At 43.3% G+C, this 18,908-nt stretch carries 22 protein-coding genes and 1 pseudogene; 13 read left to right on the top strand and 10 right to left on the bottom strand.

The annotated features are described in order from the left end of the window. Nucleotides 1–299: 299 nt before the first annotated feature. Both pflA and pflB read right to left on the bottom strand, forming a co-directional pair. Entirely contained in the window at nucleotides 300–1,031 is a 732-nt protein-coding gene (gene pflA / locus DW830_RS01170; RefSeq protein ID WP_119248563.1) for a pyruvate formate-lyase-activating protein, read from the bottom strand. Between the two features lie 76 nt (nucleotides 1,032–1,107). Next, nucleotides 1,108–3,354 (bottom strand): formate C-acetyltransferase, encoded by a 2,247-nt coding sequence (gene pflB, locus DW830_RS01165; RefSeq protein ID WP_119248592.1) that lies wholly within the window; start codon nucleotides 3,352–3,354, stop codon nucleotides 1,108–1,110. Nucleotides 3,355–3,649: 295 nt separating this feature from the next. On the opposite strand from pflB, the gene DW830_RS01160 reads away from it, so the two are divergent. Next, nucleotides 3,650–3,898, top strand: a complete 249-nt coding sequence (locus tag DW830_RS01160; protein WP_119248562.1) for a hypothetical protein — start codon at nucleotides 3,650–3,652, stop codon at nucleotides 3,896–3,898. 81 nt (nucleotides 3,899–3,979) lie between these two features. Beyond that, nucleotides 3,980–5,642 (top strand): annotated as a pseudogene (locus DW830_RS01155) (formate--tetrahydrofolate ligase). Between the two features lie 252 nt (nucleotides 5,643–5,894). Here the strand turns inward: DW830_RS01155 and DW830_RS01150 are convergent. The 3 genes from DW830_RS01150 to DW830_RS16205 all read right to left on the bottom strand — a co-directional run bounded on the left by DW830_RS01150 (nucleotide 5,895) and on the right by DW830_RS16205 (nucleotide 7,997). After that, nucleotides 5,895–6,500 carry an epoxyqueuosine reductase QueH gene (locus DW830_RS01150; protein WP_119248561.1) on the bottom strand — a complete coding sequence of 202 codons (606 nt, stop codon included), beginning with the start codon at nucleotides 6,498–6,500 and terminating at the stop codon, nucleotides 5,895–5,897. Nucleotides 6,501–6,861: 361 nt separating this feature from the next. Further along, a complete protein-coding gene (locus DW830_RS16210; RefSeq protein ID WP_233544326.1) occupies nucleotides 6,862–7,326 on the bottom strand; it encodes a metallophosphoesterase in 465 nt (154 codons plus the stop codon). Nucleotides 7,327–7,331: 5 nt separating this feature from the next. Then, on the bottom strand, nucleotides 7,332–7,997 hold the full coding sequence (locus tag DW830_RS16205) for a metallophosphoesterase (protein ID WP_233544325.1): 666 nt from the start codon (nucleotides 7,995–7,997) through the stop codon (nucleotides 7,332–7,334). A 197-nt stretch (nucleotides 7,998–8,194) separates the two neighbouring features. On the opposite strand from DW830_RS16205, the gene DW830_RS01140 reads away from it, so the two are divergent. The 4 genes from DW830_RS01140 (at nucleotide 8,195) to DW830_RS01125 (ending at nucleotide 10,158) form a co-directional block, all read left to right on the top strand. Then, nucleotides 8,195–8,947, top strand: coding sequence for a NigD-like protein (locus tag DW830_RS01140; RefSeq protein WP_119248560.1), 753 nt, complete (start codon nucleotides 8,195–8,197; stop codon nucleotides 8,945–8,947). Between the two features lie 245 nt (nucleotides 8,948–9,192). Then, nucleotides 9,193–9,438: a DUF3791 domain-containing protein gene (locus tag DW830_RS01135; RefSeq protein WP_117661563.1), complete on the top strand. Its 246-nt coding sequence runs from the start codon at nucleotides 9,193–9,195 to the stop codon at nucleotides 9,436–9,438. Continuing rightward, a complete protein-coding gene (locus DW830_RS01130; protein WP_118311351.1) occupies nucleotides 9,438–9,926 on the top strand; it encodes a DUF3990 domain-containing protein in 489 nt (162 codons plus the stop codon). Before DW830_RS01135 ends, DW830_RS01130 begins: the two co-directional genes overlap by 1 nt. Further along, the gene (locus DW830_RS01125) at nucleotides 9,907–10,158 is read left to right on the top strand and encodes a hypothetical protein (RefSeq protein WP_119248559.1); all 252 of its coding nucleotides are present in this window, start codon (nucleotides 9,907–9,909) and stop codon (nucleotides 10,156–10,158) included. Before DW830_RS01130 ends, DW830_RS01125 begins: the two co-directional genes overlap by 20 nt. On the opposite strand, the gene DW830_RS01120 is transcribed toward DW830_RS01125, so the two are convergent. Genes DW830_RS01120 through DW830_RS01105 form a run of 4 tightly spaced genes read right to left on the bottom strand, consistent with a single transcriptional unit; the run spans nucleotide 10,155 to nucleotide 12,109 of the window. Beyond that, nucleotides 10,155–10,661, bottom strand: coding sequence for a very short patch repair endonuclease (locus tag DW830_RS01120; protein ID WP_119248558.1), 507 nt, complete (start codon nucleotides 10,659–10,661; stop codon nucleotides 10,155–10,157). The two genes, DW830_RS01125 and DW830_RS01120, sit on opposite strands and share 4 nt — an antisense overlap. Before the next feature lie 10 nt (nucleotides 10,662–10,671). Further along, the gene (locus DW830_RS01115; RefSeq protein WP_119248557.1) at nucleotides 10,672–11,034 is read right to left on the bottom strand and encodes a type II toxin-antitoxin system HigA family antitoxin; all 363 of its coding nucleotides are present in this window, start codon (nucleotides 11,032–11,034) and stop codon (nucleotides 10,672–10,674) included. After that, nucleotides 11,006–11,575, bottom strand: a complete 570-nt coding sequence (locus DW830_RS01110; protein ID WP_147487174.1) for a hypothetical protein — start codon at nucleotides 11,573–11,575, stop codon at nucleotides 11,006–11,008. Before DW830_RS01110 ends, DW830_RS01115 begins: the two co-directional genes overlap by 29 nt. A gap of 27 nt (nucleotides 11,576–11,602) precedes the next feature. Beyond that, complete coding sequence (locus DW830_RS01105; RefSeq protein WP_119248555.1) at nucleotides 11,603–12,109, bottom strand: very short patch repair endonuclease; 507 nt, start codon at nucleotides 12,107–12,109, stop codon at nucleotides 11,603–11,605. A gap of 155 nt (nucleotides 12,110–12,264) precedes the next feature. Here DW830_RS01105 and DW830_RS01100 point away from each other — a divergent pair, with 155 nt between their 5' ends. After that, nucleotides 12,265–12,696, top strand: a complete 432-nt coding sequence (locus DW830_RS01100) for a hypothetical protein (RefSeq protein WP_119248554.1) — start codon at nucleotides 12,265–12,267, stop codon at nucleotides 12,694–12,696. Then, entirely contained in the window at nucleotides 12,693–13,160 is a 468-nt protein-coding gene (locus DW830_RS01095; RefSeq protein WP_119248553.1) for a DUF6575 domain-containing protein, read from the top strand. Before DW830_RS01100 ends, DW830_RS01095 begins: the two co-directional genes overlap by 4 nt. Nucleotides 13,161–13,240: 80 nt before the next feature. On the opposite strand, the gene DW830_RS15690 is transcribed toward DW830_RS01095, so the two are convergent. After that, on the bottom strand, nucleotides 13,241–13,381 hold the full coding sequence (locus DW830_RS15690) for a hypothetical protein (RefSeq protein WP_158573405.1): 141 nt from the start codon (nucleotides 13,379–13,381) through the stop codon (nucleotides 13,241–13,243). Nucleotides 13,382–13,966: 585 nt separating this feature from the next. Here DW830_RS15690 and DW830_RS01090 point away from each other — a divergent pair. The 5 genes from DW830_RS01090 to DW830_RS01070 all read left to right on the top strand — a co-directional run bounded on the left by DW830_RS01090 (nucleotide 13,967) and on the right by DW830_RS01070 (nucleotide 18,900). Then, a complete protein-coding gene (locus tag DW830_RS01090) occupies nucleotides 13,967–14,290 on the top strand; it encodes a nucleotidyltransferase domain-containing protein (protein WP_119248552.1) in 324 nt (107 codons plus the stop codon). A gap of 236 nt (nucleotides 14,291–14,526) precedes the next feature. Next, nucleotides 14,527–14,853, top strand: coding sequence for a nucleotidyltransferase domain-containing protein (locus DW830_RS01085; RefSeq protein WP_118254818.1), 327 nt, complete (start codon nucleotides 14,527–14,529; stop codon nucleotides 14,851–14,853). Next, nucleotides 14,844–15,248: a HEPN domain-containing protein gene (locus tag DW830_RS01080; protein ID WP_119248551.1), complete on the top strand. Its 405-nt coding sequence runs from the start codon at nucleotides 14,844–14,846 to the stop codon at nucleotides 15,246–15,248. The genes DW830_RS01085 and DW830_RS01080 overlap by 10 nt, the downstream gene beginning before the upstream one ends. A gap of 60 nt (nucleotides 15,249–15,308) precedes the next feature. Then, the gene (locus DW830_RS01075) at nucleotides 15,309–17,135 is read left to right on the top strand and encodes an AAA family ATPase (protein ID WP_119248550.1); all 1,827 of its coding nucleotides are present in this window, start codon (nucleotides 15,309–15,311) and stop codon (nucleotides 17,133–17,135) included. A 7-nt stretch (nucleotides 17,136–17,142) separates the two neighbouring features. After that, a complete protein-coding gene (locus DW830_RS01070; RefSeq protein WP_119248549.1) occupies nucleotides 17,143–18,900 on the top strand; it encodes an LlaJI family restriction endonuclease in 1,758 nt (585 codons plus the stop codon). Nucleotides 18,901–18,908: the final 8 nt, after the last annotated feature.

Below are 18,908 nucleotides of genomic sequence, written 5' to 3'. Positions count from 1 at the left end.
AAAAGATTGCAAAAAGAGCCACAATTGCCTTACAATAGAGCCTCAATTGTCTTACAATAGAGCCTTACTTACCATCCAATTAAGCCCCAATTAAGCGTTACGTTAGGCTTAATTGAATGTTACGTTAGGCTCTTTTGAACAGCAAGTAAGGCTTAATTCATCGTCAAGTAAGGCATAAGCCAACGTCGCATACTTTTGAAACATATATGATACCATAAGAAACATGCCTGGATTTTAGGCTTTTTCACAACTCCATTATCGCTAACAAAAGGTAACTCCATAGCACTCAATACAAAAGTCTATAATGCCTTCTGCAATATAGATTCGGCATGAGCCACACGATCTCTGCCAGGAGGTTCTATGCCATCTAGCGGATAAGGGATTCCCAGCTTCTCATATTTGTAGATACCCATCGTATGATAAGGCAATACATCTATGCGCTGGATATTGCTGAGCGTAGAGAGGAAGTCTCTCAACTCTTCCAGGTATTCATCCTCATCGGTAATACCTGGAATGAGCACGTGGCGAATCCATACCGGTTTGTGAATCTCGCTAAGATAGCGGGCACAATCGAGTATGTTCTTATTGCTATGAAGCGTCAACTTGCGATGCTCTTCATCATTGATATGCTTGATATCCAGAAGAACCGTATCAGTAACAGCCATCAGACGCTCAAATTTTTCAAAAATTTTTCCATCTCTTCTGAAAGGCTGGGCTGATGTATCGAGACAGGTATTGATGCCACGCTGATGGGCTTTCTCGAAGAGTTCGATGAGAAAGTCTATCTGCATCAGGGCTTCTCCACCGCTCACGGTGATGCCACCCTTGTCTCCCCAATAACTCTTGAATCTCTCTGCCTTATCCAGCAGGTCATCGGCACTCCACTCTTCACCTACTCCCGTCTTCCAGGAATCCGGGTTGTGGCAGAACTGGCAGCGCATGGGACAACCTTGCAGGAAAATCAAAAATCGGATGCCTGGTCCATCTACTGAACCAAAGCTCTCTATGCTGTGTACAAATCCTTTAGTCATTATAATTAAGCTAAAAATGCCCGCTAAATATCCTCGGAAAGAAAATCTAGCGGGCAATATTTATTCTTCTAATTGATTAGAGTCTCTCGTGAGCCTGACGAGCGATTACGTCGAGCTGCTGCTCACGTGTCAAGTCGATGAACTTAACAGCGTAACCACTTACACGGATGGTGAAGTTCTGGTACTCTTCCTTCTCTGGGTGCTCCATCGCATCCTTGAGCTTGTCGATACCGAATACGTTCACGTTCAGGTGGTGAGAACCCTGGTTGAAGTAACCATCCAATACACCTACCAATGTCTGGGCACGCTCCTCATCGTTGTGTCCGAGAGCACCTGGACTGATGGTCTGAGTATTAGAGATACCATCGAGGGCATACTCGTATGGCAACTTAGCTACTGAGTTCAATGAAGCCAAAAGACCGTTCTTCTCTGCACCGTAAGATGGGTTAGCACCTGGAGCCAAAGGAGCACCAGCTGGACGACCATCAGGCATATTGCTGGTGAACTTACCATATACTACATTTGATGTGATAGTCAGGATAGATGTAGTTGGCTCAGAATTGCGGTATGTGTGGTGCTTCTTGATCATGTTCATGAAGGTCTTGAGCAACCATACTGCAATCTCATCAGCACGCTCATCATCGTTACCGTAACGTGGGAAGTCACCCTCGGTCTCGAAGCTGAGAGGGAAACCTGTCTCATCACGGACGATGTTTACCTTGGCATACTTGATAGCTGAGATAGAGTCAACCACGTGGCTGAAACCTGCGATACCTGTAGCGAAAGTACGACGAACATCTGTATCGATGAGCGCCAACTCTGCTGCCTCATAGAAGTACTTATCGTGCATGTAGTGGATGAGGTTCAATGTCTTCACATAAACACCAGCCAACCAGTCCATCATATCCATGAAACGTGGCATGAACTCATCGTATGTCAATACATCACCCTCTACGGCGCGATACTTAGGACCGCACTGCTCGCGTGTCTTTGAGTCAACACCACCAGATACAGCGTAGGTCAAGCACTTAGCCAAGTTGGCACGGGCACCGAAGAACTGCATCTCCTTACCTGTCTGTGTAGCAGATACACAGCAGCAGATGCTATAGTCGTCACCCCAAACTGGGCGCATTACATCGTCGTTCTCATACTGGATAGAGCTTGTCTTGACAGAGATGAGAGAAGCATAGTGCTTGAATGCCTTTGGCAAGCGAGAGCTATAGAGTACTGTCAAGTTTGGCTCTGGTGAAGGACCCATGTTCTCCAAAGTGTGGAGGAAACGGAAGTCGTTCTTGGTAACCATAGAGCGGCCATCCTGCCCCATACCACCTACCTCGAGAGTAGCCCAAACTGGGTCGCCAGTAAAGAGCTCGTTGTAAGAAGGGATACGGGCGAACTTCACCATACGGAACTTCATAACCAAGTGGTCGATGAGCTCCTGAGCCTCATCCTCGGTAAGAGTACCCTCATTCAAGTCGCGCTGGATATAGATATCGAGGAATGTAGAGATACGACCTACAGACATCGCAGCACCATTCTGAGTCTTCACAGCTCCGAGGTAACCGAAGTACAACCACTGTACAGCCTCGCGAGCGTTCTTAGCAGGCTGGCTGATGTCGTAACCATACAACTGAGCCATCTCCTTCAATCCCTTGAGCGCCTTGATCTGCATAGAAACCTCTTCACGAAGACGGATTACCTCGTCGATCATCTCACGGTCACCCATGTTAGCGAGGTCGTTCTGCTTCTCCTTGATGAGGAAATCGATACCATAAAGAGCCACACGACGGTAGTCACCTACGATACGGCCACGACCGTATGTATCAGGCAGACCAGTGAGGATGTGGTTATGGCGCACGAGTTTCATCTCAGGGGTATAAGCATCAAACACGCCGTCATTATGAGTTTTGCAATACTTGTGGAAAATCTCGTGCAACTTCTCTGATGGCTGGTAGCCGTATGTAGTACAAGCCTGTTCTGCCATCTTGATACCACCGTAAGGCATGAAGGCACGCTTCAAAGGCTTATCGGTCTGCAGACCCACTACCTTCTCCAACTCCTTAGTACCCTCGCCAATATAGGCAGCACCGTAAGCTGTCAATCCAGAAACCACCTCGGTCTCCATATCGAGCACACCACCCTTGGCACGCTCCTCTTTCTGGAGTTCCTTCAACATCCCCCAAAGGGTGTTGGTAGCCTGAGTAGGTTCTGCCAGGAACGACTCATCGCCGTCGTAGCTAGTGTAGTTGTTCTGAACGAAATCACGAAGATTCACTTCACTCTGCCACTGGTTTCCCTTGAAACCTCTCCATTCTGTTTTCATCATTTTCGTTTATCCTTTATTTTATAAGTTAATAAATATATATAATTGTACACACTGTCATTCTTTTAAACCAGTCAATTTCCACCTTATTATATATAGTGGGGATAAAAAAAGCCCGAACACGTTTGTGCCCGGGTTTTTATACACCTTGTCCGCAAGGTGTCTGTACGTTGCTGTTACCGATGAGTCCATTCCCACCAGCATTATCTTGCTTGGCCTGATAGCCTATATTTATCGTTATTGACTTGATCATTCTCTTTGAATTTAATTTCGAGTGCAAAGATACGATAATAAAATGAGAAAAGAGAAGAAAAACCAAAGATTTTCTTCCCTTTCTCTTAAAATCCCTATTATTGAGTATTCAACCAGCGCAAATCAAGATATTTGTGCCACACCAATATTACATTTTCTGCAATTTCTTGAGATATTCAGAAGAAAACAAGCCCAGCGCAACGATATCGCTATCACTTCTGCAGAGGGATTCATGCAAAAATTCATCGTTCGCCCGGGTCCATACGTTTGTGCAGAATGGGAAATGGAATGACTTTTTGTTTTTTTATACATTGATATGCCATTATGTGAATACTTTTGCGTATCTTTGCAGCAAAATACAAATACATTTTTTATGTTGACAGATATTGAAATAGCTAAATCAGTAAAATTGCGCCCCATCAATGAGGTTGCAGCTGAACTTGGAATCCATGAAGACCAAGTAGAGAACTACGGCCGTTACATCGCTAAGATACTACGGACAAGATCGACACTAACAAGTTTAAGAACCATCATCTCATCCTCGTCACTGCTATCAGCCCAACCAAGGCAGGCAATGGCAAGACCACCGTATCAGTAGGTCTCGCCCTCGGTATGCAGAAGATTGGCAAGAAGGCTGTCGTTGCCTTGCGTGAACCATCTCTCGGACCTTGCTTCGGCATGAAGGGTGGTGCTGCCGGCGGCGGTTATGCCAGGTATTGCCTATGGATAAGATCAATCTTCACTTCACTGGCGACTTCCACGCTATCACAGAGGCTAACAACATGATTGCTGCCCTGCTCGATAACTACCGTTTCCAGCACGAAGCTGAAGGCTTCAAGCTCAAGAAGATTCTCTGGCGCCGCGTGATGGATGTGAATGACCGTGGTCTCCGCCGCATCATCACCGGTATCGGTGATAAGAACGGTATCGAGACAGAGGCAGGATTCGATATCACTCCAGCTTCAGAGATCATGGCTATCATGTGTTTCGCAACAAGTGTTGACGACCTCCGTCGTCGCATCGACAATATTCTCCTGGGTATTACCGAGGATGACAAGCCATTCACCGTCAAGGATATGGGTGTAGGTGGCAGTATTGTTGCCCTCCTCCTCGATGCCCTGAAGCCAAACCTGGTTCAGACCACAGAGGGTACTCCTGCTTTCGTTCACTGCGGTCCTTTCGCCAACATCGCTCATGGCTGTAACTCTGTGATGGCTACTGCAGCAGCTCTCGAGTATGGCGACTATGCCATCACAGAGGCTGGATTCGGTGCTGATCTCGGTGCAGAGAAGTTCTACAACATCAAGTGCCGCAAGACTGGTTTGCAGCCAGACCTTACTGTTCTCGTCGTTACTCTCCAGGCTTTGAAGATGCATGGTGGCGTAGCTCAGGAAGACATCAAGAAGCCAAACGTAGCTGGTATGGAAGCTGGCTATTGGAACCTCGACAAGCACGTGAAGAATCTTCAGAGCTTTGGTCAGACTGTAGTCATCGCCTTCAATAAGTTTGCTACTGATACCGATGAGGAAATCGAGGTATTGCGCAAGCACTGCGAGGAGATGGGCTGCGGATTCGCTGTCAACAGTGCCTTCGCTGAAGGTGGCAAGGGTGCAATGGAGTTGGCTGAGCTCGTTGTAAAGACCATCGATGAGCATCCATCTGCTCCTCTCTACTTCACTTACGATGACGATGAGCCTGTAGAGAAGAAGATTGAGGATGTTGCCTTCAACCTCTATGGTGCCGGCAGCGTAACCTTGAGCGATTCTGCCAAGTCTATGATTGAGGAAATCAAGAAGTTGGGTGCCGAGAAGTTCCCTATCTGTATCGCCAAGACCCAGTATAGCTTCTCTACTGATGCCAAGGCATACGGACCAACAGAAGGCTTCGAGCTCCACGTTCGCGACATCACCGTGAACATGGGTGCCGAGATGATCGTAGTCATCGCTGGTCCTATCATGCGTATGCCAGGTTTGCCAAAGAGCCCACAGGCTGAGCGCATCGATGTGGTTAATGGTGAGATTACAGGTCTTTCATAAATAGACTTTCTTCATCGGATTACGCGGAGTTAACGGAACATTCTTGCTCCACGGATTACGCACGGAATTTAAACGGATTTGGCCTTACGGCCATTGGGCTAGCGCCGTATAGGCTGGCTTTTTCCAGCTTTAGGGGGTATCGCCACGACCGTCAGGTCGAGTTTCCGTTTAAAATCCGTGCGTAATCCAAGGAAGGCGGTTAAGGTTCCGTTTATTCCGCGCAATCCGATGAACAATGACACATCCTCTTTTTTATCTCATACTGAATTCACAACCGCAATACAATTGGTTGTAGAATTCATTCTGTCTCAGCAATTCTCCTCGGCGGTTCTGCAAACCGCCCTTTCTCCAGTTCATATCCCACCACTCTACATCCGGGCATTCTTCTACCGCAATATGTCCTGCGGCATCTATCTGCTTAATGTTCTTCCATCTGGAAGAAGCCAGCGTGGTGGTTAGCAGATGGAATCCATGCTCCTGGGCATATTTGGCTGCATGAGTCAGACGATATTGGAAACACATCGAGCAGCGGCTTCCCCGCTCCGGTTCCTTCTCCAATCCCCTGATGGTAGCCAGCCACTCCTCATGATCGTACTCATCCTCTACATAAGGCACCTGCTGCGCCTCCAGGAATCTCATCAGCTCGTGCTTTCGGATATCGAACTCCTGCTGCGGATAGATATTGCTGTTACTGAAATAAACGGTTGGCTTCATACCATTGCGAAGCATACACTCTACGATAGCCGATGAACAGGGTGCACAACAGGCATGCAGCAACACCGAATTTCCTTCAGCCTTGCTTCCATCCGGGAGAGTAAGTTTCACGAATTTATATTGTTCTTCTACGGGAATCTTCATTTTACTTTGAACTTTGAACTTTAAACTTTGATATTTTGATATTTGAGCTTCTATCAATTCCCTCACTTGCGAAACTTGAATTTCTCATTATCAAGTGAGCGGAAAAAGCGGGATTTCGCTTTTGGGCAAAAAAAAACAAATGGAGTACAGTCTCTCGACACCCCCCATTTGCCCAAATATATGCGAAAACTGCTGCAAAGATACGATTAATTTTTGAGTTACCAAATTTTTAAGCGATAATTTTTAATCAAAATGAATAAATATCGACTTTTTAACCAAAACTTAACAGTTTGCACCAGTAAATTAACGTTTTTATCCAATTCTTTGGGAACTGTGAGATGCCTGACTACCAGCCTATTTTCTAGCCCAGATCACGCTTCAGGGTGATGACCGTCATCTCCGGCCAGGCACCCAGTCGGAAAGGGAATGATCCGCCCAATCCGGCAGAAACATAGAGCAGCTGCTTGCCCAGCCAGTATTCTCCACCCCACTCCTTGAAAGCCATGTGGGCAGGAGTGAAGTTACCTATCTTCAACTGTCCGGCGTGGGTATGTCCCGCCAGGGTCAGGTGTACTCCGGTCTTCTGCACTTCCCTTCTCCAATGGTGCGGATCGTGGGTAAGCACAATCTTGAAAGCATCCTTCGCCACTCCCTTCATCGCCTTCTTCAGGTTACTGCGATTGGTAAACGGAGGTTGTCCGGCATTCTCCACACCGACGATTTCTATCGAAGCCATACCGTGCGATACCGTATAATGTTCGTTCATCAGCTGGTGCCATCCCATCTCATTCTGCAACTGGAAGAGGAGACGGCGATTCTTTCTCAAGGCACTCAGACTGTGTTGGTATTATATTCGCAGTAATCGTGATTACCCCAAACCGAGAAGATACCATCGGGAGCATGCAGCTTCTTCAGATCCTCCACATAAGGTTCCACCTCATCGGCAGCATTGTTCACCAGATCACCGGTAAAGAGCATCATCTCCACCCCTTCGGCATTGGCTCTTTCCACCACCTTTCTCACAAAGTTGGCACCCTTCGGAAAGGTACCGAGATGCAGATCCGTAAAATGCAGAATCTTATAGCCATCGAAGTAAGGAGGCAGATCGGCAGAAGAATAAGTCACGTATTTCACCTCCAGTCGCTTCCATCCCTCCACGAATCCATAGAGAAACCATCCCATCACCGCCAGGGAAGGCAGGATGGCGAAGAACCATGGCATGAAGAATTCAAAGAGGATGAATACCATCTTCGGCATCACAGAGAAAAGGATGAGAGAGAAAAGCACTCTCACCGATGTGCGATGAAACTTGCCCAACTGCAGTCCCACCTCAGCCAGGATGATGAGCAGAGAGGGAATCCACCAGAGGATAGCTAGCGGCAGAGGCCACTCCCCCACTCCGATATGCCACAACCAGGCATCGGGCACCAGTGCCATAGCTCCGATGCCTACTATATACATAAGAGATCTGAAAATCTTCTTGATAACCTTATTCATCTACCTATTTCTATTTAGCTATTCGCTGCATCCCCTGTCAGGGCGCAACATCTTTCTGCAAAGGTAGTGTAAATTGAAGACACTACAAAATAAATGGGAATCTCAAAAATACATTTAACTTTCTTTTGCCAAATCAGAAGCAAGATTTCGCATCTTCGGGCATTTTATAGACAGAAAGATTTAAAAAAGAAAAAGTTATGAGAAAGATCAATTTTAAGAAAATCTGGCTCGCAGTAGCCCTGCTGATGTCAGCATTCACCTTCCAGTCATGTGATACTGATGATGATACCAACTGGGATCAGGTTTTGCCTAATGCCCTAGTAACAGTCAAGCAGAATGCAGATGCCTGCTATCTGCAGTTGGATGACAACACCACATTGCTCGCCAAAAACCTCAAGACTTCAGTCTTTGATGGCAAGGAGGTTAGAGCACTCGTCAACTATACAGCTACCGATGAGAAGAGCGACAAGTATTCTCAGGTAGTATATGTCAACTGGATTGACAGCATTCTCACCAAGAAGCCAGCACCTTATCTCTCTACTCCGGCAGAGAACGATGCGAAGTATGGCAATGATGAGGTAGATATCGTTCGCGATTGGGTAACAGTAGCAGAGGATGGTTATCTCACTCTCCGCTTCCGTGCTCTCTGGGGCGGTCAGAAGCCACACATCATCAACCTTCTCACCGGTGTGAACCCAGAGAATCCATACGAGGTAGAGCTTCGTCACAATCAGAATGGTGATGCCAAGTATCGTGTAGGCGATGCCCTGGTAGCCTTCAACCTCAACGATGCCCTGCCAGACACCAATGGCAAGACTGTAAAGCTCACCATCCGCTGGAAGTCTAGCAATGGTGACAAGAAGGTAGATTTCAACTACTGTTCGCGCAAGGCAATCACCAATGCCAAGCAGCTGGACGGCTACAACCAGACAGGTAAGGCTATAAAGTAAAAGATTAATAAAGTAAAACGCCTATCCCCTGATGCTTCTCTTCAGAGAATCCATCAGGGGATTTTCTATCAGTTTTTGCATTATCTCCACATACTCTTCAATAATTTCATTAGAGACCCCATTCGATACAAAAAAAATCTTTTCTCATGAAAACACAAAAGAAAAAGCTTAAAAACTTGCATAAAAGAGAAATATTTCTTATTTTTGCATTATCTTTGTAGGAATTAAGAGGAAAGTACGAAAAAATGGAAAAAAACAACAGAATACAATTACCCCTAGAAGAAATCAAGCTCGCTTTTGCTGCATCATGCGTTGAGGGAGCCGCTAGAAAGCTCGGGGTGCCATATATTGAAATATACGAAAGAATGAGAAAGGTTGATTTAATCAACAAATTCATTCTGCCCCATTATGATACACTCCATACCGAAAGTAGAGAGTATCTTATAGAAGATGTCATAGAGTGTCTAACTAATTGGGAGAAGAAAAACTGATGAAAGTAACAGTCTATCATGGAGCCACAGAAATTATAGAAGCTCCACTTTATCATGTAGGAAGACCAAGGTTAGACTTTGGTCAAGGTTTCTACGTAACTGATTTAAAGGAACAGGCTATAAAATGGGCTAAAACCATTGCAGATAAAAGAGCAGCAGAACCCCTACTCAATATCTATTCCTTGGATAGGGATGCAATTCTCGCCGAGGCTCGCTGCAAGATATTCACCGCATACGATAAAGACTGGCTAGACTTTATCGTAGCCAACAGACGAGGAAAAAATCTAGCCAAAGATTACGACTATGTGGAAGGTGGCATAGCAAACGACAGAGTGATTGATACCGTAAACCTATATATGACCGGCTTTTACGATACAGAATCAGCTCTACAGCAGTTAACTTTTCATAAGCCCAATAATCAGATTTGTTTACTCAATCAAGATCTCATCAATAAATACTTAATCTATAATGGAACAGAAAAAATATAACCAGATAAATACCAAGACTCCTGAGATTCAAGAAATGATTCTCAGCTATCAGATAGGTGGCGTAGCTTACGAATTATCAAAACGCCTGAAAATATCTCCAGCCATGGCTCTTGATCTTTTCTATCGCAGCAAGACCTGTGCCCAGCTCCACGATAAGCGCACCGGCTTGTATCTTATGAGCAATGGATACATCGCCGACGATTTCATTTACGAGAAGCAGAGAGGGTATTAATCACGATGCCTTGGGTCCGGCTCCGCCACCATTGCCGTTTTTTCTTCCGGCAACTCATATCTCCTGATATGATGATCTTCCAGAAAGATATGGTTCAGCGTAAAGGCAAGCGACTCCAGAGTCTTCTCCCTGACAGCCGGTTTCAGTTCGCATTCCCATATTACAATAGTATGCCATCCCATTTCTGCCAACCGATGTAGCACCTCATGGTCCCTTTCTCGGTTTCTCCTGACCTTATCCTGCCAGAATTGTGTATTCGATTTCGGCACCACATAATACTTGCATCCCTCATGTCCATGCCAGAAGCATCCATTCACCAGAATGCAGGTACGATACTTTCTGAGCACAATATCCGGTTTTCCCGGCAACCGTGGATGATTGAGCCGATACCTGAATCCTCTAGCCCACAGGAACTTCCTGACAAGAATCTCCGGTTTGGTGTCCTTGCCTCTGATTGCCGCCATATTATGGTGGCGCTGCTCTATGGTTAAGCGATCTGACATTTGTTTCCGCTTAGCATTGCAACATTGCGGCAGGAGTTATGTTCAGAACCTTACATAACAATCTTGCAATTTTTAAAGTAGGTTCCGAACGTCCTGTGACATAATCGTTAATACGTGAAGGACTTACTCCAATTTCTGAAGCCAATTGTTTCTGAGTCATTTCTTTTTCATTTAATGAAAATTCAATAAGTTCAGAAACAGAAGGATTTCCTATTGGGTAATGCTTTTTTTCGTATGACTCTACAATGTCCGACATTAAAGTCAGTTCTATGGCATTCTTATCATTGGCAGGAGTAGCATCCGTTACCAATGGCAGGAGTTCTTCAATTCTGTTGAGTGCAAACTCATATTGTTCTTTGGTAATTCTTTCCATAATAGCTTTTATTAAATGGTGGAACAATCATTTTTGTCATATTCACTATGTGTCCCGACAGTTCCGCAAGGTCTGCGCATCGGTACACTTTATTCCTCCTCGTCTCTACGCCTCCTATGCCACTTGCAATCATTATACAATACCCACAAACCGCCTCCCCCAAAGAAGAGACAGCCACTATTCCCACCACCTGACAATATGTTTCAGATGAAATTCTTCTTGAAACTCTTGGATGAAGAAACATATTGATGCCACCACACACAAAAATCAGACACAACAGGTAAAACTTAATTTTAATCGATATTTTCTTCCTATAAAAAAGGAAACAAACCAAAGAAAGACCTACCATTAACACTATAATCAATGAAGATATTCTCCCAAAAGTAAATTCTTCATGCCTTAATAACCTAAGGCATAGCCTGAATATGGAAGCAGTAACCAATACAAGACCAACTGCATAACCTATCCAAATCACTTTTCGATTATCTTTAGAATCGAAAAGTGAACCCACGCTCTTCCAATATTTATCCATATCTTTCATAAGCCTAATTTCCGATAATAGTAGTTACTAATCACGATGCCTTGGGTCCGGCTCCGCCACCATTGCCGTTTTTTCTTCCGGCAACTCATATCTCCTGATATGATGATCTTCCAGAAAGATATGGTTCAGGGTAAAAGCCAGCGACTCCAGGGGCTTCTCCCTGACAGCCGGCTTCAGTTCGCATTCCCAGATAACGATGGTATGCCATCCCATTTCTGCCAACCGATGCAGCACCTCATGGTCCCGTTCCTGATTCCGTCTGATCTTATCCTGCCAGAACTGGGTATTCGACTTCGGAACCACGTAATACTTGCATCCCTCATGTCCATGCCAGAAGCAGCCATTCACCAGAATACAGGTACGATACTTCCTGAGCACAATATCCGGTTTTCCCGGCAACCGAGGATGATTGAGCCGATACCTGAATCCCCTAGCCCACAGGAACTTCCTGACAAGAATCTCCGGTTTGGTATCCTTGCCTCTGATTGCCGCCATATTGTTGTGGCGCTGCTCTATGGTCATTTTATCTGGCATACGCTTTATTTATTAAGACATCTTTTTTCTAATCTAATCACACCATTCGATGCAAAATTAATCTTTTCTCACGAAAACACAAAAGAAAAAGCCCAAAAACTTGCATAAAAGAGAAATATTTCTTATTTTTGCAAGCAGATTTAAAACATAAAAAGATGGGAATATATAAGTATCAAGCAGAAATAGACGCATTGATACAACAAGGACTAAAAATGCCCGAAGTTGTAAAGCCAAACGATTTGAAAGGATTCAGATTCGTTTTCAGTACTGATATGTCCAAAAGCTACTTACCCAACTACATCATGAAGCCTCAACGTGCTATTATGAATGGCCAAAGAAAAGTTGATGTTGGTGGATATGCTCTGTCTTGCTTTACTGAAAAGGACAAAGCCATCAAGTTCTATCACTTACTTGCAAAAAATATGAGAAACATATACAAAGCTGTAGGTGACAGTATTTCTTCAGGAATTGTGGCTAACAAAGATGGCAACATCACTACACCAGCAAGCAACGGACATTATAACTTGTTTGAATTCCCATCATGTGACTTATCCAAAACATTTAAACTAGAGGAGGGAAAGTTATGAAAACTATAAAAGGTATTTGCATAAAGAAGCGCAACTTCGACAAATTCAAGAAAGTGGCCGATCTTATATATTTCGATGGACCATTGTTGTCACACTACGTTACCAATAAAGGCGACAACTATCTCTTCTATTGGATAGACCAAGATGATACAAACAATCGCTGGATGTTCATCAGAACCGATTACGACAATATACAAAAGTACACGAATAAAAAGCAAACATTGCGCAACGTATTAAGTTCGCCATTAGACGACATTGTATATACTGTCGATATTGATGAAGAAGGCAATCATCACAACTTCCAGGCCCACTCCATAGAAGATCTTCCAGAGGATTATCTCCCTACTGAAGATTCTTATTATGAATTTGAGCCAGAAGATGTGAACAAAGCGAACTTATCCATAGCAGAAATGAGCGGCAAGAAACTCGACTGGTTCCGCAAGGTCTGTGCAGCGGTACTTTAGATATCTTGCCCCCCACACGCCCTAAAAGGCAGAATCTCTTAGCCTCAATGGCAAGAAGTCGGCCAAGTCTTTCGAATATACTAAGGGGTGTTGTGGCTAGCCATATGAGCGGCGAGCTCTTCGAGTCCGATGGTCTCATCGGATACTACTCGTGGAAAACATTTGCCGTAAGCTTCGGCAATCTTCTGGTTCGTGTTCTGGTATAAGACAATTCTGATCATAACGTTTAAAATGGTTAAATTATTAAAGTTAATCGGCACTGCGCATTGCCAGTGGTTCTTACTGAATCACAATGCAAAAATACAACATTCAGAATCCGCCATTCACGGTTTCTCACGTTTACTCACTGATTTTCACGGTTTCTCATTGATTCAATTTTCGTAAGTGAAGGAATTGATTGAAGTGGAAAAAGTGATCACTCCCTACGGTCGTTCGGGAAGTGAAGAGACACATGCGAAGCCTAAGTGACTTACTTACGCACCGTAAGAGACTTGCTTAGGATGCCTAAGTGACTTGCTTAGGATGCTGGAATGAGACTTACTTCCGGGTGACAAGATGACACCAGTGACAGGCTTTTCTTGAAATCTCTCTCACGTAGGCGGGCGGGAAGCCTTTCTGGAAAATTTTTCCTGCCCGCCCGCGTGAGGAAAGTTTTAGAAAACAAGTGTCACAAGTGTCATAGTGTCATAACCGACAATTCCCACTTTTTTAGAATCATTCTATCAAAAGCCTTGTAAATCGTGTAATAATTCATAAAAAAGAAGGCTTTTACTTTCTGATTCAAGTTTTTACCTTATCTTTGCAATATGAAGAAGGAACAAGAACATACATTAACAGCCATCCGTGAATGTCTGGCAAAGAATATGCCACCATACGGAAAAGCGATACTTTTTGGCTCACAAGCTAGAGGTACCGCTAGAGAGGACAGCGATTGGGACATTCTTGTTATCTTAGACAAGGAGCAGCTTCTTCCTTCTGATTATGACAATGTTACCTATCCTCTTACCGAACTAGGTTGGGATTTAGGAAAAGAAATTAATCCTATAATGTATTCTGCAAGAGAATGGCAGAAATATAAAATTACACCATTTTATAAAAACGTAGAAAAGGAAGGAGTAAGTTTATGTTAGCCGATGGCTTACTTTATACCAGAGCCACCTTACCCCACACGCCCTGTAAGGGCAAAAGCATTATAGAAGGAGCAGCAGATTCGAAGTGAATTCAACCAGCAACTTCGTTTAAAAGCGAAGAACTTCGCACATTATTTTTAGAATCATTCTATCATATACCTCATAAATCGTGTAATAATTCATAAAAAAGAAGGCTTTTGCTTGTCTGATTCAACTTTTTCTCTTATCTTTGCATTATGAAGAAGGAAAAGGAATATACATTGACTGCCATCCGTGAATGCCTGGCTAAGAATATGCCACCTTACGGAAAAGCGATACTTTTTGGCTCACAAGCTAGAGGTACCGCTAGGGATGATAGCGACTGGGACATTCTTGTTATCTTAGACAAGGATCAACTTCTACCTTCTGATTATGATAATGTAACCTATCCTCTTACCGAGCTAGGCTGGGATTTAGGAAAAGAAATAAATCCTGTAATGTATTCCGCTAAGGAGTGGCAGAAATATAAGATTACACCATTTTATAAAAATGTAGAAAAGGAAGGAGTAAGATTATGGGGCTAACAAACGATGAAAGAAGTTCTTTAGTAGAACTTCGTCTGGAAAAAGCAAAAAGATTTATAGCAGAAGCAGAGCAAATGCTTTCTATGGAATTATGGGATTTGGCAGCTAATAGGTTTTACTATTCTTGTTTCCATGCTGCTCAGGCACTATTAATTCATTATGGACTCTCGGCCCATACCCATGCCGGCACTTTAGGCGTATTTGGTATGAATTTCGTTAAGACAGGTAAAATTGACAAAGAACTTGGTGCATTTTTCTCCAGGATGGAACAATTAAGAATGAAAGCTGATTATAACTGCGAATATGATGTAAGTAATTCAGATGTCGAGAATATGCAGCAACCTGCTCATGACTTTTTAAATAGCATCATAAAACTTATCAAGGAAAAACAATAATGTGCAATACAACTTTCACCCAAAAGTCGTACATTTGCCGAAACATCATTAAAGAACAACATGGAAGATTACGATAAACTTATGATTGGCGACCAATCTGTAGATGGATGCCTTTTAATTGCAGACAAAGACAGACTTTGCTATCAGGTAAAATTAGAAAACAAAGGTGCCTTTAGCATACGTACAATATCCAAGCAATTGCTGGGAGAATTTATAGACTACTATAGAAAGAACCCCGACAAAAAGGCTGAGGATGCCAGAGTAGAACTCAAAGAATTATCTAATATTGATAAATTTGAATATGGCTACAGCGCTACGTTGACAGCTATGGCAAAGATGGTTCTTGACCCAAAGAACGAGCTTATAAGAAAGGGTATCCCTACAGATTCTTTTTCTACAGAAAGTTCTTTACTTAAAGCGGCAGGACTTCAACAGATCTACTATGGTGCTCCAGGCACAGGTAAATCAAAGGCCATCAAGGATTTGACCTTTGGTGAAGACGTTATTCGCACTACATTCCATCCAGACTCAGATTACGCCTCTTTTGTAGGTACTTATAAGCCTATTACAGAAGAAGTTGATTTCCGAGATTGCTATGGCAAAAAGGTCATCGATGACGAAACGAAGGAAGTTGTGAAGGAAGAAAGAATTGCCTACAAGTTCATTCCTCAGGCTTTTCTCGAAGCCTATGTGAAAGCGTGGAAGAAACTTGGATCCGGCAAAAAGCAATATCTTATTATCGAGGAAATAAACAGAGGAAATTGCGCCCAGATCTTTGGTGATTTGTTCCAATTGCTCGACCGCAACGAATATGGTTTTTCTGATTATCCTATCGTTGCAGACAAGGATATGCAGGAGTATCTCGAAAAGGAATTTGAAGGATGGGAGATTACGAATAAAGACGAAATCAACCAGCTCTATGGCGAAGCCAATATGGTAAACCTCATCATGAAGGGAGAGCGCCTTGTTCTGCCTTCAAACCTCTATATTTGGGCTACAATGAACACCAGCGACCAGAGCCTCTTCCCTATCGACTCTGCCTTCAAGCGCCGCTGGGATTGGAAATATGTGTCTATCAGCGAAGGTCGTGACAAAGCGACAAACGCTCCTCTCAACTGGTACATCAACACGGGTGATAAGCAATACAATTGGTGGTCATTCATCAGCAAGGTTAATAAGCTGATTGGTTCACTTACAAATTCTGAAGACAAGAAACTCGGCTATTTCTTCTGCAAGGCAAAAGATGGAGAAATTGATGCCGACTTGTTCGTTAGTAAGGTTATCTTCTATCTCTGGAATGATGTGTTCAAGGACTATGGTTTCGATGATAAGGACTTTCAGGATGAAGAAGGCAAGATTCTGTCTTTCGATAGATTCTATGAGGATAAGAACGGCAAAACTAACGTTGATATAGCTATCGTTGAGCAGTTCTTGGAGAATTTTGGAGTGGAAAAGGCTTCTTTTAATAAAGAAGAGGAGGAAATTGATGCTGCCCCAAGCAACAACGAAACTAAAGGCAACGATAATACAAAGTACAAATTCAATGGCTCAGAACCGCTTGGCAAAGGTGAATTAGGTATTTCCATCATTAAACAATATCTGAATGAACATCCCGAGATGAAATATTCAGAAATCAAAGAAACCTTCCCAGATACTATGCTTGGAAAGAACTTGAAACTCATTGGATTAATCGTCACTCGTCAAGAAATAGATAACACTGTAGAAGGTAACAAGAAAAGAGCCTATGGCTTTTATAAAAAAGATAGAAAATTCTATTCGTCTGATGGAGTCGAGTTTTATGTAAGCAATTGGTGGAATATAACAAACATTGATTCTATTATCCAATTTGCAAAAGAACAAGGCTGGACAGTAGAAGTAATCAAATAAAGGCATTATGAGAATCCTCATAGAAGAACATCAGTATCAGGCTGATCAGATTAGGGATGTCCTGCACGGCATTGACGCCATGCAGGACATTGATGGCAACGTCAGCATCAACTACGTTGGGTATTACTACAATACCCAGCTCAACGATTGCGTCTTCATTTTGCCGAAAGTACTGCTCGAAGACACCCCAGAGGGCGAAAGAGTATTCGGCAAATACGCCCCGGAAACCATCGTCAACCTGAACCAGAACAACCCACTCTCTCAACAGGAGAAAGACTTCATCTATGAGTTCTCTGTCTGGATTTACCGCACCATCGAGGTTTACAACAATACCACCAGAAACGGTATCGTTTATCACCAGAAAATAGCGTGCCTCGGTAAAAGTAACAGACAAAACAACAACACATTCCTCGATATTCTGCTGGCTCTCATCGACTTCAACAAACATAACCAGGATTTCATCTTCTTCATCCTGAAGAACATCCATTCCGGTTACAACCGCATTCATTGGTCAAAGACCATAGCCACAACGAGTGCCATCATCAGCAAAAACAGCCCTGTTTATCCCCATCCTGTCAACAGGAAAAAGCAGATCAATTTTGATGAAGAACTCCTGATTATCTTCTATTCCATCCTGAATTATATCAGCGAAAGATACGGCTTCGCCAATCATATCAACTGCAACTTCCAATTAATCACAGGTTATCGTTTCAAGACTTATCTGGATGGATTAGGAAAGACCAGACTCCTCCAGATTAAATACAAGTACTTTTCTGATAAAGCATTATATCTCTGGAAGTTATGCTATGACTTCTTTGACAACGCCAAGCGCATGAACATCCAGAAGGAACGCAAAGAGTATCTTCTGGTTAAGAGTTTCAATATCGTTTTCGAAGCCATTATTGATGAACTTCTGGGAGAAAAGAACATCCCAGCAGGTCTGAAAGAACAGGCTGATGGAAAACGTATAGACCACTTGTACACCTACCAGAACCTGATTACAAGCAAAGAGCCAGAGCCTGTTTATTACATTGGCGACAGCAAATATTACAAGCTTGGTCATGCCATCGGAAAGGAATCTGTATATAAGCAGTTTACGTACGCCAGAAATATTATTCAGTGGAACTTGAACCTCTTTATGAATGACGACAAGGACGATGAAGAGCTACAATACGACAAGCGTAACTTTGGCTACGTACCAAAGCTCCGTGATGACCTTACTGAAGGATATAGCATCATTCCTAACTTCTTCATCAGTGCCAAGATGGCAGAGAATCTATCTTTCTCAGACCAGATTTCGTCAACCGACAGGGAGCAGAAATGCTTCAATACTCAGCATTTCAATAACCGTCTGTTCGATCGAGACACCCTTCTAGTCTTCCATTACGATGTAAACTTTCTCTATGTCGTATCTCTGTATGCCCGTCATAATGAGCACCAGAAATTCTCGTGGAAGAACAGAGTCCGCAAGATGTTCCGGGATGAAATCCAGAAAATGTTGGATGAAAGATATGAGTTCTATCGCCTTACGCCGAAAGAAGGTACTCAAGTAGAAGAATTTGTCAACAGGCATTTCAGGATGCTTATCGGCAAGATATTCTCTCCAACGAAAGGCAATGATTATCTGATACTTGCGCTCGAGAAGAACAATTCTGACGAGAAGCAAAAAGAAGAGATAATAGAGGCTGCCAAGGAGAAATTTCATCTAAAGGAATTTGCCTTATCAACTAACGGCAGGAACAAATATAATAAAAGAACATTATAATTATTTAA

The organism is Prevotella sp. AM34-19LB, from assembly GCF_003468525.1.
In the GTDB taxonomy this organism is placed as follows: Bacteria; Bacteroidota; Bacteroidia; order Bacteroidales; family Bacteroidaceae; genus Prevotella.
Note: the sequence above shows the minus strand (reverse complement) of the source record. Positions and strands in the feature narration are given on the sequence as shown.

Coding starts and splice junctions, on each gene's coding strand:
- DW830_RS01105 (WP_119248555.1), bottom strand. CDS start 12,109: ATGCCAGATAAAATGACCATAGAGCAGCGCCACAACAATATGGCGGCA.
- DW830_RS01110 (WP_147487174.1), bottom strand. CDS start 11,575: ATGAAAGATATGGATAAATATTGGAAGAGCGTGGGTTCACTTTTCGAT.
- DW830_RS16205 (WP_233544325.1), bottom strand. CDS start 7,997: ATGAATAAGGTTATCAAGAAGATTTTCAGATCTCTTATGTATATAGTA.
- DW830_RS01085 (WP_118254818.1), top strand. CDS start 14,527: ATGAAGAAGGAAAAGGAATATACATTGACTGCCATCCGTGAATGCCTG.
- DW830_RS01125 (WP_119248559.1), top strand. CDS start 9,907: ATGGAACAGAAAAAATATAACCAGATAAATACCAAGACTCCTGAGATT.
- DW830_RS15690 (WP_158573405.1), bottom strand. CDS start 13,381: ATGATCAGAATTGTCTTATACCAGAACACGAACCAGAAGATTGCCGAA.
- DW830_RS01100 (WP_119248554.1), top strand. CDS start 12,265: ATGGGAATATATAAGTATCAAGCAGAAATAGACGCATTGATACAACAA.
- pflA (WP_119248563.1), bottom strand. CDS start 1,031: ATGACTAAAGGATTTGTACACAGCATAGAGAGCTTTGGTTCAGTAGAT.
- DW830_RS01095 (WP_119248553.1), top strand. CDS start 12,693: ATGAAAACTATAAAAGGTATTTGCATAAAGAAGCGCAACTTCGACAAA.
- DW830_RS01090 (WP_119248552.1), top strand. CDS start 13,967: ATGAAGAAGGAACAAGAACATACATTAACAGCCATCCGTGAATGTCTG.
- DW830_RS01120 (WP_119248558.1), bottom strand. CDS start 10,661: ATGTCAGATCGCTTAACCATAGAGCAGCGCCACCATAATATGGCGGCA.
- DW830_RS01150 (WP_119248561.1), bottom strand. CDS start 6,500: ATGAAGATTCCCGTAGAAGAACAATATAAATTCGTGAAACTTACTCTC.
- DW830_RS01160 (WP_119248562.1), top strand. CDS start 3,650: ATGAGAAAAGAGAAGAAAAACCAAAGATTTTCTTCCCTTTCTCTTAAA.
- DW830_RS01075 (WP_119248550.1), top strand. CDS start 15,309: ATGGAAGATTACGATAAACTTATGATTGGCGACCAATCTGTAGATGGA.
- DW830_RS01140 (WP_119248560.1), top strand. CDS start 8,195: ATGAGAAAGATCAATTTTAAGAAAATCTGGCTCGCAGTAGCCCTGCTG.
- DW830_RS01115 (WP_119248557.1), bottom strand. CDS start 11,034: ATGGAAAGAATTACCAAAGAACAATATGAGTTTGCACTCAACAGAATT.
- DW830_RS01070 (WP_119248549.1), top strand. CDS start 17,143: ATGAGAATCCTCATAGAAGAACATCAGTATCAGGCTGATCAGATTAGG.
- DW830_RS01080 (WP_119248551.1), top strand. CDS start 14,844: ATGGGGCTAACAAACGATGAAAGAAGTTCTTTAGTAGAACTTCGTCTG.
- DW830_RS01135 (WP_117661563.1), top strand. CDS start 9,193: ATGGAAAAAAACAACAGAATACAATTACCCCTAGAAGAAATCAAGCTC.
- pflB (WP_119248592.1), bottom strand. CDS start 3,354: ATGAAAACAGAATGGAGAGGTTTCAAGGGAAACCAGTGGCAGAGTGAA.
- DW830_RS01130 (WP_118311351.1), top strand. CDS start 9,438: ATGAAAGTAACAGTCTATCATGGAGCCACAGAAATTATAGAAGCTCCA.